Origin of the sequence: Streptomyces sp. NPDC048603 (assembly GCF_043199475.1) — a bacterium.
Taxonomy (GTDB): domain Bacteria; phylum Actinomycetota; class Actinomycetes; order Streptomycetales; family Streptomycetaceae; genus Streptomyces.
The window spans coordinates 267312-283012 of the sequence record NZ_JBICVY010000006.1 but is presented as its reverse complement, the minus strand read 5'-3'; the positions used below and the strand labels follow the sequence as shown (position 1 = coordinate 283012).

The window sequence follows — 15701 nt, the reverse complement described above, 5'->3', positions numbered from 1 at the left end:
ATAAAGGCTGCGGATTCTGGGGGATCGTGTCGAATTCGAGGCGGTCCGACTGCTACAAATCAATCGAACGCATGTGACCTGTTACCGGATGGCTGGATTCCGCCCTCCGGTGAGAGGTTCGATCGATTACTTTCGGCCGCCCCTGAGAGGGGGCGGCCGGAACCGACCCCGAGGACTCAGTCAGTGAGACCCTTCCCGACGCGGTCACGCGTCGCGGGACCGCCCTCCCGCAGGGCGCCCGTACTCACCCTGGCGACCGCGCTCGTCGCCACCCTGGTCGGCGCGCTGCCCGCGGCCGCCGCGGGGGCCCCCGCGCTCACCTCCGCCGTGCAGGCGGCGAAGGACGCGAAGGCCGACCAGGAGAACATGTCCCCCGAGGCGAAGGCCTCGGCCAAGGCCGAAGCCGAGGCCAAGCGCACCGGCAAGCGCGTCGAGGTCCCCTCGCTGCGTTCGGAGACCGAGGAGGTCTGGGCGAACCCGGACGGGTCGTTCACCTCGGAGCAGTCGCTGGTGCCCACCCGGGTCCGTCGCGGCGGGGCCTACGTCCCCGTGGACACCGGACTGGTGAAGCAGAAGGACGGCCGGATCGCCCCCAAGGCGACCGTCGCCGGGCTCAGCTTCTCCGGCGGCGGCAAGGCCCCGCTGGTCACCATGCGCAAGGACGGCCGGGACATCACCCTGAGCTGGCCGAAGCCGCTGCCCACCCCGACGGTCGAGGGCAACAGCGCCACGTACGCCGAGGTCATGAAGGGCGTCGACCTGCGGGTCAGCGCCGACGTGACCGGCTTCTCGCACCAGCTGGTGGTCAAGACCCGCGAGGCCGCGGCCAACCCGGAGCTGGCCTCCGTCGACTTCGGCCTCAAGGGCAACGGTGTCACCGTCAAGAAGGAGGCCAACGGCGAGCTGCGGGCCGTCGACCCCGCGGGCCAGACGCTGTTCAGCTCCGCCAAGCCCCAGATGTGGGACTCGGGTGCCGACCAGCCCCAGCCGGCCGCCACCCCGGCCCCCACCCCGCCGGCCGAGTCCGCCGGCGGATCCTCGGCCAAGGCCGCTGCGGAGGCCGGAGCCGCCGCCGCAGCCCAGGGCACCACGGCCGCCAAGGCCCCCAAGTCCCCTGCGGCCGACCGGGTGCGCGCCGTCGACGGCATCTCCCTCGGCAGCAAGCAGGCCGACCTCGGTGTGGCGCTGAAGTCCGACAGGCTGACACTCACCACGGACCGCAAGCTGCTCACCGCGGCCGACACCGCGTTCCCGGTCGTCATCGACCCGGTGTGGCGGGACGACTGGAAGTCGGCCTGGGCGATCGCCTACAAGCACAACGGCATCGCCGGTTCCGCGAACACCAACTACTGGAACGGCGGCACCCTCAGCAACGACGCCCGCGTCGGCTGCGCCAAGGACGCCCAGCGGGGCAACGCCGTCGTCTGTGCCAAGACCTTCTTCCAGGTCGGCATGGGCGGCATGGGCGGCAAGCAGATCCTGGAATCCACCCTGCGCATCCAGCAGAAGTACGCGGGCTCCTGGGGCTGCAACTCCGGTGACATCCAGGTCTGGGACACCGACGGCATCTCCGGCGCCACCACGTGGAACAACCAGCCCGCCTGGAAGCGCCTCGTCGACGCCTCCGGCCAGTCCTTCGGCGGCCGCAACTGCCCCGGCGACGGCGACACGGTCGAGCTGAACGTGACCTCCGCGGTCGCGGACGCCGCCCGCTGGAGCTGGCCCGCCTGGACCTTCGGCCTGAAGTCCGCCAACGACACGGTCGACGTCTCCTGGCGCAAGCTGAACCCGGACAGCGCCCGCATCTCGACCAAGTTCAACACGCTGCCCAACCCCATCTCCCCGGATGAGCGCTCGATGGACCCGTCCCTCCCTTGCGCGGGCGGCCAGATCGGCACCACCGACGAGGTGGTGCTGCGCGCCCGCATCAGCGATGCCGAGGACAACAAGCTCTGGGCCGAGTTCCACTACTGGAAGGAAGACGACTACTGGGGCACCATCCAGAGGCCCAGGGTCGAAATCACCAACGGTAACGTCGCCCTACTCAGGATCCCGAAGGCGGACCTTCCCGGAACCACCTACCGGTGGGACGTACGCGGTCTCGACGGTACCGGCGACGGTCCCTGGGCCGGCCAGTGCGCGTTCAGCATCGACCGGGACCGCCCCGGTTCGAAGCCGGGCGTGAGTTCGCCGCAGTTCCCCAAGGACGATCAGACGAACAACGCCTACGCGCGCACCGAGGGCACGTTCAACCTGACCCCCAACGGGGTCGACGACATCGTCAAGTACCAGTGGTACACGGCGTCCGACCCGACCGTCCGCACGGTGAACGCGACCTCCACCGGCGGTCCGGGGCAGTTCAAGTACACCCCGACCGCTGCGGGCCCGCACAGTCTCTTCGTCTGGAGCCTCGACGCTTCCGGCAACCGGTCCGACGTCACCTCGTACACCTACTACGCCAAGCGCCAGCTGAACCGGGACAAGCACGGCGACCTCGACGGCAACGGCACCGTCGACATCTGGAGCGTCGACCCCGGCTCCGGCCGGCTGTGGATGCACCCGGGTAACGGCGACGGCTCGTTCGAGGCGTCGAAGAAGCTCGACAAGGGCTCCTTCGCCAACGCGGCCTCGCTGACCCACCGGGGCAGCTGGGACGCGGACTACTACGAGGACCTGGTCGCCCTGCGGCCGGCACCCGACAACAGCCGCAAGCACCTGTACCTCCACCGGGGCAGTGGTGACGGCGACCTGGAGCACAGCGACGCCACCGCGATCCAGATGTCGACCCAGTACTCCTCGGACGACCGCTGGGGCCAGGCCGACCAGGTGGTGGCGATCGGCAGCGTCAACGACGACATCGATCCCCTCGGAGACACCGGGGACGGCAAGATCGATGCCGCCGACAACCCCGACCTGCTGGTGAAGGAGGGCTCCAACCTCTGGCTCTACGCAGGAACCCCCTCGGGCACGCTCGGTCTGCGCAACTTCCGGCCGATCCCGCTCGGCAACGCCGACTGGCAGGACATGACCCTGATCGCCCCCGGCGACCTCAACAAGGACGGTCTGCCGGAGATCTGGGCCCGTAACACCAAGACCGGCAAGATCCACCAGTACACCAGCCGCAAGACCACGGACGCCACGGCGGCAGTGGCCCTCGACCTGACCGTGTACGCGGATCCGGCGGTCCGGACCACGTCCATCGGCACCGGCTTCACCGGCACCGCCTACCCGCACCTGAGCAGCAACGGTGACTTCGAGAACGACGGCTTCGTCGACCTGTGGTCGCGCAACGGCGACGGGGCGATCACCGAGTTCCCGGGTCGCGCGCTGAGCGCCGGCTCCGCCTTCGGTGCCGCCAAGCAGCTCGTCCTCGGCGGTACGCCCTGGAACGAGTGCGAGACCCTTCCTTCGTTCGCCGACGAGAAGGTCAAGCACTCCCTGTGCGGGCCGCTCCTGGCCAAGTTCAGGGCCGAGGGCGGCCTCACCGGCTTCGGAAAGCCGACGGGCCCCGTCGGTGTGTCCGGCGACGACGGCCGGTTCATGAACTTCCGCATGAACGGCTACAACTACGACAACGCCTCGATCTACTGGCACCGCAGCACCGGTGCCTGGATCGTGATGAACGGCAACCGGGAGAAGTGGATCAGCCTCGGGGCGGAGAACGGCTTCCTCGGCTACCCGACCTCTGACGAGATCCGCAACCCCGACGGCGTCGGCGTGGTGTCCACGTTCAGGGGATCGGGTGGCGACGGTGCGATCTACTGGTCGCCCGAGACCGGTTCCTGGTCGATCCACGGCACGATCTACAAGAGGTACCTCGCGTCCAACGGTCCCAGCGGCGCGCTCGGCTACCCGACCACCGACGAGGTGGCCAACGCCGACGGCATCGGCCGCTACAACCACTTCCGCAAGCGGAACGAGGCCTCCGACAACGGCTCCATCTACTGGACCACGACCACCCAGAAGCCGTTGGTGGTCCGCGCCGGCGTCCGCAACAAGTGGGTTTCGCTCGGTGCCGAGAAGAGCTTCCTCGGCTACCCGAAGTCGGAGGAGTACCAGGTCTACGGCGGAACCCGCGCGGACTTCGACGGCGGCTACATCCGGTACAACTCCACCACCGGCGTGAGCGCCGAGCACAAGCCGAACGACCGCACCGCCCACCTGCGCACCGACCTGGCGGGTGACTTCAACGGTGACGGCCGGTCCGACATGGCCACCGTCTACGACTACGGCTCCGACGACACGGCGCTCTACACCCTGGCCGGCAAGGCGGACGGCGGCTTCGCCGCGCCGCTGCTCGCCTACGAAACCGGCGTCGGCAACTGGCGCTACAGCCAGTCGCAGTGGGTCGCGGGCGACTTCAACAACGACGGCCGCGACGACCTGGCCGCGCTGTACGACTACGGCAACGGCCAGAACGCCATGTTCACCTTCCTGGGCCAGGCCGACGGCACCTTCGTCCAGCTGGGCAAGAGCGCGGCCTCCCCGGCCGGCAGCTGGGAGCCGAGCAAGGCCAAGCTTGTCGCCGGTGACTTCAACGGCGACAAGCGCGACGACGTGGCGTTCTTCTACGACCACGGCGGCTCGACCGGCGCCCACACCTTCCTGTCGAAGGCGGACGGCTCGTTCGACTACTCCTTCGGCAGCTGGCGCTCCGCCCAGGGCGGCTGGTACTGGAACGAGTCCAAGCAGGTCGCGGGCGACTTCAACGGCGACGGCCGGGACGACATCCTCGCCGTCTACGGCTTCGGCTACGGCACCGTGACCGCCTACACCCTGCTCGGCAAGCCCGACGGCGGTTTCGCCGACCCGGTGGCCTCCTGGACCCGCTCCCCGGGCAACTGGGAGTTCAACAAGAGCCGGATCACCGCGGGCGACTACAACGGCGACGGCCGCGCCGACCTCGGGATCCTCTACGACTACACCGAGGGCAAGGCGGCGCTGTTCACCCTGACCGGCAAGCCCGACGGCGGGGTCAACGAGGACTTCAAGAGCTGGGAGGTCCCCGCGGGCAACTGGTACGCCGGGTCGTACGGCATGCCGGTGTCCGGTGACAGCAACAAGGACGGTCGCGAGGACATCGCGATCATGTACAACTACGGCACCGGAGCCACCGCGGCGTTCACCTTCAAGGCCCGCACCGACGGAGGGTTCGAGAACCCCCTGAAGAGCTGGCAGGCCGCACCGGGCACCTGGTAGTGCAGTAGCCCGGTAGCACCACAGCACGAAGCCCCCGTCCGGAAGATCCGGGCGGGGGCTTCGTCGTGCTGCGTGCGGGACGTCAGTCCTTGATCAGGGCGTCAGTCCTCGATCAGGGCGTCAGTCCTTGATCTCGCAGATGGTGGCGCCGGAGGTGACGGAGGCGCCGACCTCCGCGTTCAGGCCGACGATGGTGCCCGAGCGGTGCGCGTTGAGCGGCTGCTCCATCTTCATGGCCTCCAGGACGACCACGAGCTCGCCCTCGGTGACCTGCTGGCCCTCCTCGACGGCGACCTTGACGATGGTGCCCTGCATGGGCGAGGCCAGGGTGTCGCCGGAGGCGGCCGGGCCGGACTTCTTGGCGGCGCGGCGCTTGGGCTTGGCACCGCCAGCGGCGGCCGTACGGGCCAGGGTCATGCCCAGCGAGGAGGGCAGGGAGACCTCCAGGCGCTTGCCGCCGACCTCGACCACGACGGTCTCGCGGCCGGGCTCGTCCTCGGTCTCCTCGGCCGCCGGGGCGGCGAAGGCCGGGATCTCGTTGACGAACTCGGTCTCGATCCAGCGGGTGTGGACCTTGAACGGGGTGCCGTCGGTGGGCGCGAAGGCCTTGTCGACGACGACCGCGCGGTGGAACGGGATGGCGGTGGCCATGCCCTCGACGTGGAACTCGGCCAGCGCGCGGGCGGCGCGCTGCAGGGCCTGCTCACGGGTGGCGCCGGTGACGATCAGCTTGGCCAGCAGGGAGTCCCAGGCCGGGCCGATCACGCTGCCGGACTCCACGCCGGCGTCCAGGCGGACACCGGGGCCGGTCGGCGGGTTGAAGACGGTGACGGTGCCGGGGGCCGGGAGGAAGTTGCGGCCCGGGTCCTCGCCGTTGATGCGGAACTCGAAGGAGTGGCCGCGCAGCTGCGGGTCGCCGTAGCCGAGCTCCTCGCCGTCGGCGATGCGGAACATCTCGCGGACCAGGTCGATGCCGGTGACCTCTTCGGTGACCGGGTGCTCGACCTGGAGGCGGGTGTTGACCTCCAGGAAGGAGATCGTTCCGTCGAGGCCGACCAGGAACTCGACGGTGCCGGCGCCGACGTAGCCGGCCTCCTTGAGGATGGCCTTGGAGGCGGCGTACAGCTCGGCGTTCTGCTCCTCGGAGAGGAACGGGGCCGGGGCCTCCTCCACCAGCTTCTGGTGGCGGCGCTGGAGCGAGCAGTCACGCGTGGAGACGACGACCACGTTGCCGTGGGAGTCGGCCAGGCACTGGGTCTCGACGTGGCGGGGCTTGTCGAGGTAGCGCTCGACGAAGCACTCGCCGCGGCCGAAGGCGGCCACGGCCTCGCGGACGGCGGAGTCGTAGAGCTCGGGCACCTCTTCGAGGGTGCGTGCGACCTTCAGGCCGCGGCCGCCGCCGCCGAAGGCGGCCTTGATGGCGATCGGCAGGCCGTGCTGCTTGGCGAACTCGACGACCTCGTCGGCACCCGAGACCGGGTCCGGGGTGCCGGCCACCAGCGGCGCGCCGGCGCGCTGGGCGATGTGCCGGGCGGCGACCTTGTCGCCGAGGTCGCGGATGGCCTGCGGCGGCGGGCCGATCCAGGTCAGGCCCGCGTCGATGACCGCCTGCGCGAACTCGGCGTTCTCGGAGAGGAAGCCGTAACCGGGGTGGATGGCGTCGGCGCCGGAGTCGGCGGCGGCCTGCAGGACCTTGGAGATGTCCAGGTAGCTGGCGGCGGGGGTGTCACCGCCCAACGCGAAGGCCTCGTCGGCCGCGCGGACGTGCAGAGCGTCCCGGTCCGGATCGGCGTATACGGCTACGCTCGCGATCCCGGCGTCCCGGCAGGCCCGGGCAACGCGGACAGCGATTTCGCCACGGTTGGCGATGAGCACCTTGCGCACGATGGCTCCCTCCTGAGAATCATGCTGAGTTTAGGGACAGCCGACACGGGCTTTCGACCCGTCTCCGGAGGTGAGCTTGCCCACACAGAGCGTGATTCGAGGCCGGGTCGAGTGAAAGAACCCTTGTGGCGCCCCAGGTCGGAGGCATCCCCAACGGCACAGTAACCCTGACATGTGGCCAAGGTCTCTGTGCGCACGCGCAGCGGCCCGCGATGAATCTTTGTGGGATCCCTACCAAGCCTCTGATCTTTCTTTGCCCGTGTCCGGACTCTTGTCCCGCGGTTTACCCGTTAGTAGCCTCCGGGCATGCTGCGGAGACTGGTGGCCGGAACGGCCGCGCTCGTGCTCGTCGCGGAGGCGGCGGTCGTCGTCCTGGTGCACGTCGTGCTGGGGCGCACGACGGAAAGCCAGTCCATGTCGATCGCGGGCAGCGATCCGGATGTCATGTCTATGGCAACCTACGTGCTGGGCGCGGGCATGGGCGGCTTCCTGCTGCTGTGTGCCGGGCTGCTCGGCTTCGCCGCCGTACGCGACCGGGCGCCCGCCCGGTTCGCCCGCGGGGTCCTCTTCGGCGCGGCGGTGACCCACGGGCTGCTCGGCGCGCTGGTCGTCGGCCTGGTGGGCTGGTCCGCCTTCGCCGTGCTGATGCTGGCCCTCTGCCTGATCGTCCTGGCCCTGATGCTCTACACCGGCACCCCCGGCCGGGACGCTGGGCCGGGGGCGGACGGAAACGGGCGGATCTCCGGGATCAGGCCCACGAGTCCCTGATGATCAGGCCCACAGGTCCGTGATGGACACGCCCAGCTCGCCCAGCAGCGAGCGCAGCAGCGGCAGAGACAGCCCGATCACGTTCCCGTGGTCGCCCTCGATGCCCTCGATGAACGGCCCCGACAGGCCGTCCAGGGTGAACGCCCCGGCCACGTGCAGCGGCTCCCCGCTCGCCACGTACGCCGCCACCTCCGCGTCCGTCGGCTCGCCGAACCGGACCGTCGTGGAGGCCGTCGCCGACACCTGATGCCCGGCCGCCGTGTCGATCACGCAGTGCCCGGTGCGCAGCACCCCGGCCCGCCCGCGCATGGACTTCCAGCGGGCCGTGGCCTCCTCGGCGTCCGCGGGCTTCCCCAGCGCCTCGCCGTCCAGCTCCAGGACCGAGTCGCAGCCGATCACCAGCGCCCCCGCGGCGTCCGGCAGGCCGGCCACCACGCCCGCCTTGGCCTCCGCCAGGGCCAGCGCCAGCTCGGCCGGGGTGTCCGCGTCCAGCGAGTCCTCGTCGAAGTTGCTGACGATCACGTGCGGGGCGAGCCCGGCCTGCCGCAGCAGGTTCAGCCGGGCGGGGGATGCGGAGGCGAGGACCAGGGTGCGCGGTGCGGCAGAAGTCATGGACCTCATCGTAGGGCGGGGCTCAGAGGCCGCCCACGCCCAGGACGTACACGGCGACCAGCATGGCCACCGCCAGGACCAGGGTCAGCCGGCGGATCATCGCCTGAGCCTCGCGCATGTCCTTCGGCGGCTCGTCTTTCGGGTCGGACCAGAGCATGCCCCGATCCTCCGCCCCCAAGCGGAACGGCGCCTGAGTACGGGTACTCAGGCGCCGCCTTCCGTTCCCCTAGGGGACACCCTTCACCGCTATGCGGGCCAGTAGGTACGGCCCCACGCGCGCGGGCCCGGCTGCGGCATCCGCCGCCGCGCCACCAGGGCCGGATCGGCCCACTGGTCCGCCACGCCCGGAGCGCCCGGCGACACCGCTGCCAGCGCCGCCGCGCGCGCTTGGACCACCGCCAGTGCGGCGGCCAGCTCCTCGGGGGTCGGGTTCCCCTTGACGACCTTGATCACCGGACCTCCTAGAGGGGGATGTTCCCGTGCTTCTTGGGGGGCAGGGACTCACGCTTCGTGCGCAGGGCACGCAGCCCCTTCACGATGTGTGCCCGGGTCTCGGACGGGAGTACCACCGCGTCCACGTAACCGCGGTCGGCCGCCGTGTACGGGTTCAGCAGGGTGTCCTCGTACTCGGCGATCAGCTGCGCCCGGGTGGCCTCGACATCCTCCGCCTCGGCGATCGCCCGCCGGTGCAGGATGTTCACCGCGCCCTGCGCGCCCATCACGGCGATCTGCGCGGTCGGCCAGGCCAGGTTCAGGTCGGCGCCCAGGTGCTTGGAGCCCATGACGTCGTACGCGCCGCCGAAGGCCTTGCGGGTGATGACCGTGATCAGCGGGACGGTGGCCTCGGCGTAGGCGTAGATCAGCTTGGCGCCGCGCCGGATGATGCCGCCGTACTCCTGGTCCACGCCCGGCAGGAAGCCGGGGACGTCCACGAAGGTCAGCACCGGGATGTTGAAGGCGTCGCAGGTGCGGACGAACCGGGCGGCCTTCTCGGAGGCGTTGATGTCCAGGCAGCCGGCGAACTGCATCGGCTGGTTGGCGACGATGCCCACCGGGTGGCCCTCGACCCGGCCGAAGCCGGTCAGGATGTTCGGCGCGAACATCGCCTGGGTCTCCAGGAACTCGCCCTCGTCCAGCACGTGCTCCAGCACGGTGTGCATGTCGTACGGCTGGTTGGCGGAGTCCGGGATCAGGACGTCCAGCTCGCGGTCGGAGTCCGAGAGCTCCGTGTCGGCCTCCTCCGGGAAGGCCGGCGGCTCCGAGAGGTTGTTCGAAGGGAGGAAGGAGAGCAGGGATTTGACGTACTCGATGGCGTCCTTCTCGTCGCCCGCCATGTGGTGCGCCACGCCCGAGGTCGTGTTGTGGGTCCGGGCGCCGCCCAGCTCCTCGAAGCCCACGTCCTCGCCGGTGACCGTCTTGATGACGTCCGGGCCGGTGATGAACATGTGCGAGGTCTGGTCCACCATCACGGTGAAGTCCGTGATCGCCGGGGAGTAGACGGCGCCGCCCGCACACGGTCCGACCACCAGGCTGATCTGCGGGATCACCCCGGAGGCGAGGGTGTTCCGGCGGAAGATCTCGCCGTACATGCCGAGGGCCATGACGCCCTCCTGGATCCGGGCGCCGCCGGAGTCGTTGATGCCGACGACCGGGCAGCCGGTCTTCAGCGCGAAGTCCATGACCTTCATGATCTTCTGGCCGTAGACCTCGCCGAGCGCCCCGCCGAAGACGGTGAAGTCCTGTGAGAACACGGCCACCGGGCGTCCGTCCACGGTGCCGTAGCCGGTGACGACTCCGTCGCCGTAGGGGCGGGTCTTCTCCAGCCCGAAATTGGTCGAACGGTGCCGGGCGAGCTCGTCGAGCTCTACGAACGAGCCTTCGTCCAGAAGCAGCGCGATCCGCTCACGGGCCGTCAGCTTGCCCTTCGCGTGCTGCTTCTCCACCGCCCGCGCGGATCCGGCGTGCGTGGCCTCGTCGATACGGCGCTGCAGATCCGCGATCTTCCCCGCGGTGGTGTGGATGTCGATGGACTCTGAGGGTTGAGACATCGGGGTCGCGGCTCCCTGAGTGGTGAACTTCAGTGGTGTCCACTGCCTGGTCAAGTGATTGACAGCTGCTGGCTACTGGTGCGTAGCGTATCGGCGGGCATGGCGCACGGCAGTGCGGCGTTTGACACACCTAATGTGGCTTGCATGACGCCATCCGATGCCTCAGCCGGACGCTGGTCGAGCCTTGACCGCCCGCCGCTCTCCGCCGCCGCGCTGCGGCGCTCCCTCCTCACCGAAGGCAGCCTGTGGACCTCCGTCGAGGTCGTGGACTCCACCGGCTCGACCAACTCCGACCTGGCGGCGCGGGCCGACGGGCTGCCCGAGGGGGCCGTGCTGGTCGCCGAGGAGCAGACCGCCGGCCGCGGACGGCTGGACCGCAGCTGGGTCGCCCCCGCCCGCTCCGGCCTGTTCTTCTCGGTCCTGCTCAAGCCCGGCAAGCGGGTGCCGGCCGGACAGTGGGGCTGGCTCACGCTGCTGGCCGGGGTCGCGACCGCCGCCGGGGTGGCCCAGGCCGCCGGGGTGGACACGGCCCTCAAATGGCCCAACGACCTGCTCGTCACCGTGGACGGGGAGGAGCGGAAGGCGGGCGGCATCCTCGCCGAGCGCGTGGACGACGGGCTCGTCATCGGCATCGGCCTCAACGTCACGCTGACGGAGGACGAGCTGCCGGTGCCCGCGGCCGGCTCGCTGGCGCTGGCCAAGGCCGCCGTCACCGACCGCGAACCGGTGCTGAAGGCCGTGCTGCGGTCGATGGAGGACTGGTACGGGCGCTGGCTCGCGGCGGGCGGCGACGCGGCCGAGTGCGGCCTGCAGGAGACCTACGCGGCGGGCTGCGCCACGCTGGCCCGGCACGTCCGGGCGGAGCTGCCGGGCGGCCGTGAGCTCACCGGTACGGCGGAGGCGGTGGACGCGGACGGCCGCCTGGTCGTCCGTACGGCCGAGGGCACCCGCGAGGCGGTGTCCGCGGGCGACGTCATCCACCTGCGCGGGCACTGAAGGAGGCACTGGCGGGGCCGGAAGCACACCGGAGGGAAATCCGGCCCCAGGTGGAGGAGTGAGCTACGGCACACCTGCCGTATGGTTTAGGCGATCCCGGTGCTCCCGGTGATCAACCGGTTCGCAGGGCGGTGCGCACGGAATGGACAGGAGGCGGCCCTTGACCGTCGACGACGCTGGTTCCGGCGCGGTGTCCCCGAGCGGTAGCCACGTGATGCCCATCGGGCGTGACCAGCACCACCCGCACCACGAGGTGGACCACACCGCACAGCCGACCGCCGATCCCCTCGCCATCCGGCTGGAGCAGCTGATCCTGGGTGCGGAGCGCCGGTACACGCCGTTCCAGGCGGCGCGCAGCGCGGGTGTGTCGATGGAGCTGGCCTCCCGCTTCTGGCGGGCGATGGGCTTCGCGGACATCGGCCAGGCGCGGGCGCTCACCGAGGCGGACGTGCTGGCGCTGCGCCGGCTGGCGGGTCTGGTCGAGGCGGGGCTGCTGAGCGAGCCGATGGCGGTGCAGGTGGCCCGGTCCACCGGGCAGACCACCGCCCGGCTGGCCGAATGGCAGATCGATTCCTTCCTGGAGGGGCTCACGGAGCCGCCGGAGCCGGGGATGACCCGGACCGAGGTCACGTACCCGCTGGTCGAGCTGCTGCTGCCGGAGCTGGAGGAGTTCCTCGTCTACGTATGGCGGCGGCAGCTGGCCGCAGCCACCGGCCGCGTGGTGCAGGCCGCGGACGACGAGGAGATGGTGGACCGGCGGCTGGCCGTCGGCTTCGCCGACCTCGTCGGATTCACCCGTTTGACGCGGCGTCTGGAGGAAGAGGAGCTCGGCGAGCTGGTCGAGGCGTTCGAGACCACCTGCGCGGACCTGGTGGCCGCGCACGGCGGACGGCTGATCAAGACGCTGGGCGACGAGGTGCTGTTCGCCGCGGACGACGCGGGGACGGCCGCGGAGATCGCGCTCCGGCTCATCGAGACCATGGAGGCGGACCCGCAGATGCCGGAGCTGCGCGTCGGCATCGCCTTCGGGACGGTCACGACCCGCATGGGCGACGTCTTCGGGACCACGGTGAACCTGGCGAGCCGGCTCACCTCGATAGCGCCCAAGGACGCGGTGCTGGTGGACGGGGCGATGGCCGAGGAGCTCGGCCGTACGGGCGCGGCGCCGGTCTCGGAGAAGGAAGCCGAGGCGGAGGAGGGCGGCGGGTCCTACCGCTTCGCCCTGCAGCCGATGTGGCAGCGGCCGGTGCGCGGGCTGGGAGTCGTGGAGCCCTGGTCGCTGACCCGGCGTACGCCTAAGATCCCCGGTTGACAGGGCGATAACGCTCGTTAACCGGGAGGGTCGGGTGGGTCGGATGGATCAGGGTCAGGGTCAGCGCTTCGGGGAGTTCGTCGAGGTGCGCCGGCACGGCGACGGCGGTGCGACCGGGGTCGTGGAGCTGGTGCTGGACCGGCCCAAGGCGATGAACGCGGTGTCCACGGAGATGGCCCGGTCCATCGGCGCGGCCTGCGCCGCGCTGGCCGCGGACCCGGACGCCCGGGTGGTGGTCCTGACCTCGACGCACGAGCGGGCGTTCTGCGTGGGCGCGGACCTCAAGGAGCGGAACTCGCTCTCGGACGCCGAACTGGTCGCGCAGCGGCCGACCACGCGCGGCGCGTACGGCGGCGTGCTGGAGCTGCCGATGCCGACGGTCGCGGCGGTGCACGGGTTCGCGCTGGGCGGCGGCTTCGAGCTGGCGCTGGCCTGCGACCTGATCGTGGCGGACGAGACCGCGGTGGTGGGTCTGCCGGAGGTCTCGGTCGGGGTGATCCCGGGCGGCGGCGGTACGCAGCTGCTGCCGCGCCGGGTGGGCGCGGCGCGGGCGGCGGAGCTGATCTTCACTGCCCGGCGGGTGGAGGGGGCGGAGGCCCTGGCGCTGGGCCTGGTGGACGAGCTGGTCGGTGCGGGCCGCGACCGGGAGCGGGCGCTGGAGCTGGCCGGGGCCATCGCGGCGAACTCGCCGGTGGGGCTGCGGGCGGCCAAGCGGGCGCTGCGGCTGGGGCACGGGATGGACCTGACGGCCGGGCTGGAGATCGAGGACGCCGCCTGGCGCACGGTCGCCTTCTCCGGGGACCGGGCGGAGGGCGTGGCGGCCTTCAACGAGAAGCGGAAGCCGAACTGGCCCGGCCGCTGATCCGTGCCGCCGATGGCCCGGCGCGTGGCTCTGTGTGACGGTCGCACGACCGGATGCCGCATCAGGTGTCACTAAATCGGACAAAGCTCCCTACTCTGGGGTGATGGGAGTGGACGGGCGGCTGCGGGCCGTGGTGACCCTGGCGCAGGCCATGGCGGCGGCGCACACGCCGAGGGATGCGGTGCGGGCTGCCGCGCACGGGGCGCGCACCGCGATCGACGGGTCGTTCGCCGCGATCTCCGCGTGGGAGCGCGAGCGGGGCCGGCTGCGCGTCCTGGTGAACGAGGGGGCGCGGCGTCCCGGCGAGGAGGAGTTCCCCGAGGACGAGTCCTACCCCGTGCACGACTTCCCGGAGATCACCGAGTTCCTGCACGAGCGCTGGGCCGGGGGCGGCGGCCCGCACGCCTGGGTGGAGAGCGCCGGCAGCGGCCGTCCCGGGCGGCGCGGGGAGGCGCTGCGCCGGCGCCGCCGCGGGTCCTGCGTGGTGGCGCCGCTCGTCCTCAGCGGGCGGGCCTGGGGCGAGCTCTACGTCGCCCGGGACGAGGGGCTGCCCGGGTTCGACGGGGACGACGCGGAGTTCGCGGCGGTCCTGGCGGCCGTGGTGGCCGCCGGACTGGCGCAGAACGAGCGGCTGGAGGAGGCGCGGCGGCTGGCCTTCACCGATCCGCTGACCGGGCTGGCGAACCGCCGGGCGGTGGACATGCGGCTGGACGAGGCCCTCGAACAGCACCGGGCGGCCGGGGCGGTGGTCAGCCTGGTGGTCTGCGACCTGAACGGCCTGAAGCGGGTCAACGACACCCTCGGGCACGCGACGGGCGACCGGCTGCTGGAGCGGTTCGGGTCGGTGCTCAGCCTGTGCGGGGCGATGCTGCCGGGCGCGCTGGTCGCGCGGCTGGGCGGGGACGAGTTCTGCGTGGTCTCGGTCGGTCCGTCGGCGGACGAGGTCGTACGGGTGGCGGAGCTGGTGTGCGAGCGGGCGGGGGAGCTGGAGCTGGGTGAGGGGGTGGCCTGCGGGGTCGCCTCCACGGGGGACGACATCGGGCCGCTGAAGTCCTCGCGGCGGCTGTTCCGGCTGGCGGACGCGGCGCAGTACAAGGCGAAGGCCGCGCGGTCGGCGAAGCCGGTGGTGGCGGGGCGGGACACCGCCGTGGTCCGCCTCGCCGACGCGGCCCGCCCCGCCACGCCCGCCGAACGCCGCCGCTTCCGCGGCCGCGGCTGACCCTCCGCCGAAGTGTGTGCGCGGCTCCGCGGAAGGTGTGGGCAGGCGTTCCGCAGGGTGATGGCGACGCGGCACGCCTGCCGCACGGCGGCGTGGACGGCACGCCTGCCCACACGGCGGCGTGTGGCCTCAGAGGCCCCGCTCGACCATCGAGATGACGTCCTGGCCGGCTGCGCGGGCCTGCTCGGGGGTGATGCCGCGGAGCGGGCCGTCGATCATCAGGACCGCGAGTCCGTGGACCGCGGACCAGGCGAGGAACTCGGCGCCCGGGCGCCGCTCCGGCGGCAGCAGGCCCGCCTCCACCAGGCCGTCCAGCGCGGAGCCGAGGATCTCGAAGGGGGTCAGCCCCTGCTCTCCGGCGGCCGTGTCGTCGGCCGCGTGGGTCATGTCGGCCGGGGTGTGGAAGGCGGCCCGGAACAGCCCCGGTTCGGCGACCGCGTAGCCGAGGTAGCCGGTGCCGACGGCCCGGAACCGGGCGCGTGCCCGGGTGGCCGGGTCCGCGGTCGCCGGCACCGCCGCCTGCTCGGCCTCCATGCGGGCGGCGACCCCCGCCATGGCCGCCATCGAGACGGCGTGGACCAGGGCGTCCCGGTCGGCGAAGTGCCGGTAGGCGGCATTGGGGGCCACCCCGGCCCGCCGGGTCACCTCGCGCAGGGAGACCGCCGCGGGCCCGCCCTCGGCCGCGAGTTCCACCGCCGCGTCGAGCAGGGCCCGGCGCAGGTTCCCGTGACGGTAGGTGCTGCGTTTCGGTGGCGTCGGGTCGGGTGTGGCTGTCATCTGGCCTGCTCCTTCGGGGAGTTC

12 protein-coding genes are annotated in these 15701 nt (G+C 71.5%); 6 read left to right on the top strand and 6 right to left on the bottom strand.

What is annotated here, in order from left to right:
- The first annotated feature begins 183 nt into the window (after positions 1-183).
- Positions 184-5199 (top strand): FG-GAP-like repeat-containing protein, encoded by a 5016-nt coding sequence (locus ACGFQ9_RS16855; protein WP_393574555.1) that lies wholly within the window; start codon positions 184-186, stop codon positions 5197-5199.
- 120 nt (positions 5200-5319) lie between these two features.
- Here ACGFQ9_RS16855 and ACGFQ9_RS16850 read toward each other — a convergent pair whose 3' ends face one another.
- On the bottom strand, positions 5320-7083 hold the full coding sequence (locus ACGFQ9_RS16850; RefSeq protein WP_393574554.1) for an acetyl/propionyl/methylcrotonyl-CoA carboxylase subunit alpha: 1764 nt from the start codon (positions 7081-7083) through the stop codon (positions 5320-5322).
- Between the two features lie 306 nt (positions 7084-7389).
- Here ACGFQ9_RS16850 and ACGFQ9_RS16845 point away from each other — a divergent pair, with 306 nt between their 5' ends.
- Positions 7390-7851, top strand: coding sequence for a hypothetical protein (locus ACGFQ9_RS16845; RefSeq protein ID WP_393574553.1), 462 nt, complete (start codon positions 7390-7392; stop codon positions 7849-7851).
- Positions 7852-7854: 3 nt separating this feature from the next.
- Here ACGFQ9_RS16845 and ACGFQ9_RS16840 read toward each other — a convergent pair whose 3' ends face one another.
- The 4 genes from ACGFQ9_RS16840 to ACGFQ9_RS16825 form a co-directional block, all read right to left on the bottom strand.
- Positions 7855-8463 (bottom strand): nucleoside triphosphate pyrophosphatase, encoded by a 609-nt coding sequence (locus ACGFQ9_RS16840; protein WP_393574552.1) that lies wholly within the window; start codon positions 8461-8463, stop codon positions 7855-7857.
- 22 nt (positions 8464-8485) lie between these two features.
- Positions 8486-8620, bottom strand: a complete 135-nt coding sequence (gene mmpB, locus ACGFQ9_RS16835; RefSeq protein WP_393574551.1) for a morphogenic membrane protein MmpB — start codon at positions 8618-8620, stop codon at positions 8486-8488.
- Between the two features lie 89 nt (positions 8621-8709).
- The gene (locus ACGFQ9_RS16830; RefSeq protein ID WP_393574550.1) at positions 8710-8916 is read right to left on the bottom strand and encodes an acyl-CoA carboxylase epsilon subunit; all 207 of its coding nucleotides are present in this window, start codon (positions 8914-8916) and stop codon (positions 8710-8712) included.
- Positions 8917-8924: 8 nt separating this feature from the next.
- On the bottom strand, positions 8925-10511 hold the full coding sequence (locus tag ACGFQ9_RS16825) for an acyl-CoA carboxylase subunit beta (protein WP_393574549.1): 1587 nt from the start codon (positions 10509-10511) through the stop codon (positions 8925-8927).
- Between the two features lie 144 nt (positions 10512-10655).
- On the opposite strand from ACGFQ9_RS16825, the gene ACGFQ9_RS16820 reads away from it, so the two are divergent.
- From ACGFQ9_RS16820 to ACGFQ9_RS16805, 4 genes are all read left to right on the top strand, one after another.
- Entirely contained in the window at positions 10656-11507 is an 852-nt protein-coding gene (locus ACGFQ9_RS16820; RefSeq protein ID WP_393574548.1) for a biotin--[acetyl-CoA-carboxylase] ligase, read from the top strand.
- A 160-nt stretch (positions 11508-11667) separates the two neighbouring features.
- Positions 11668-12819, top strand: a complete 1152-nt coding sequence (locus tag ACGFQ9_RS16815) for an adenylate/guanylate cyclase domain-containing protein (protein ID WP_393574547.1) — start codon at positions 11668-11670, stop codon at positions 12817-12819.
- Positions 12820-12862: 43 nt separating this feature from the next.
- Positions 12863-13681 (top strand): enoyl-CoA hydratase/isomerase family protein, encoded by an 819-nt coding sequence (locus ACGFQ9_RS16810; RefSeq protein WP_393574546.1) that lies wholly within the window; start codon positions 12863-12865, stop codon positions 13679-13681.
- 103 nt (positions 13682-13784) lie between these two features.
- Entirely contained in the window at positions 13785-14900 is a 1116-nt protein-coding gene (locus ACGFQ9_RS16805) for a diguanylate cyclase domain-containing protein (protein ID WP_393574545.1), read from the top strand.
- 129 nt (positions 14901-15029) lie between these two features.
- On the opposite strand, the gene ACGFQ9_RS16800 is transcribed toward ACGFQ9_RS16805, so the two are convergent.
- On the bottom strand, positions 15030-15677 hold the full coding sequence (locus ACGFQ9_RS16800) for a TetR/AcrR family transcriptional regulator (protein WP_393574544.1): 648 nt from the start codon (positions 15675-15677) through the stop codon (positions 15030-15032).
- Between the last annotated feature and the right edge of the window lie 24 nt (positions 15678-15701).

Coding starts and splice junctions, on each gene's coding strand:
- ACGFQ9_RS16845 (WP_393574553.1), top strand. CDS start 7,390: ATGCTGCGGAGACTGGTGGCCGGAACGGCCGCGCTCGTGCTCGTCGCG.
- ACGFQ9_RS16840 (WP_393574552.1), bottom strand. CDS start 8,463: ATGACTTCTGCCGCACCGCGCACCCTGGTCCTCGCCTCCGCATCCCCC.
- mmpB (WP_393574551.1), bottom strand. CDS start 8,620: ATGCTCTGGTCCGACCCGAAAGACGAGCCGCCGAAGGACATGCGCGAG.
- ACGFQ9_RS16825 (WP_393574549.1), bottom strand. CDS start 10,511: ATGTCTCAACCCTCAGAGTCCATCGACATCCACACCACCGCGGGGAAG.
- ACGFQ9_RS16820 (WP_393574548.1), top strand. CDS start 10,656: ATGACGCCATCCGATGCCTCAGCCGGACGCTGGTCGAGCCTTGACCGC.
- ACGFQ9_RS16810 (WP_393574546.1), top strand. CDS start 12,863: ATGGATCAGGGTCAGGGTCAGCGCTTCGGGGAGTTCGTCGAGGTGCGC.
- ACGFQ9_RS16805 (WP_393574545.1), top strand. CDS start 13,785: ATGGGAGTGGACGGGCGGCTGCGGGCCGTGGTGACCCTGGCGCAGGCC.
- ACGFQ9_RS16800 (WP_393574544.1), bottom strand. CDS start 15,677: ATGACAGCCACACCCGACCCGACGCCACCGAAACGCAGCACCTACCGT.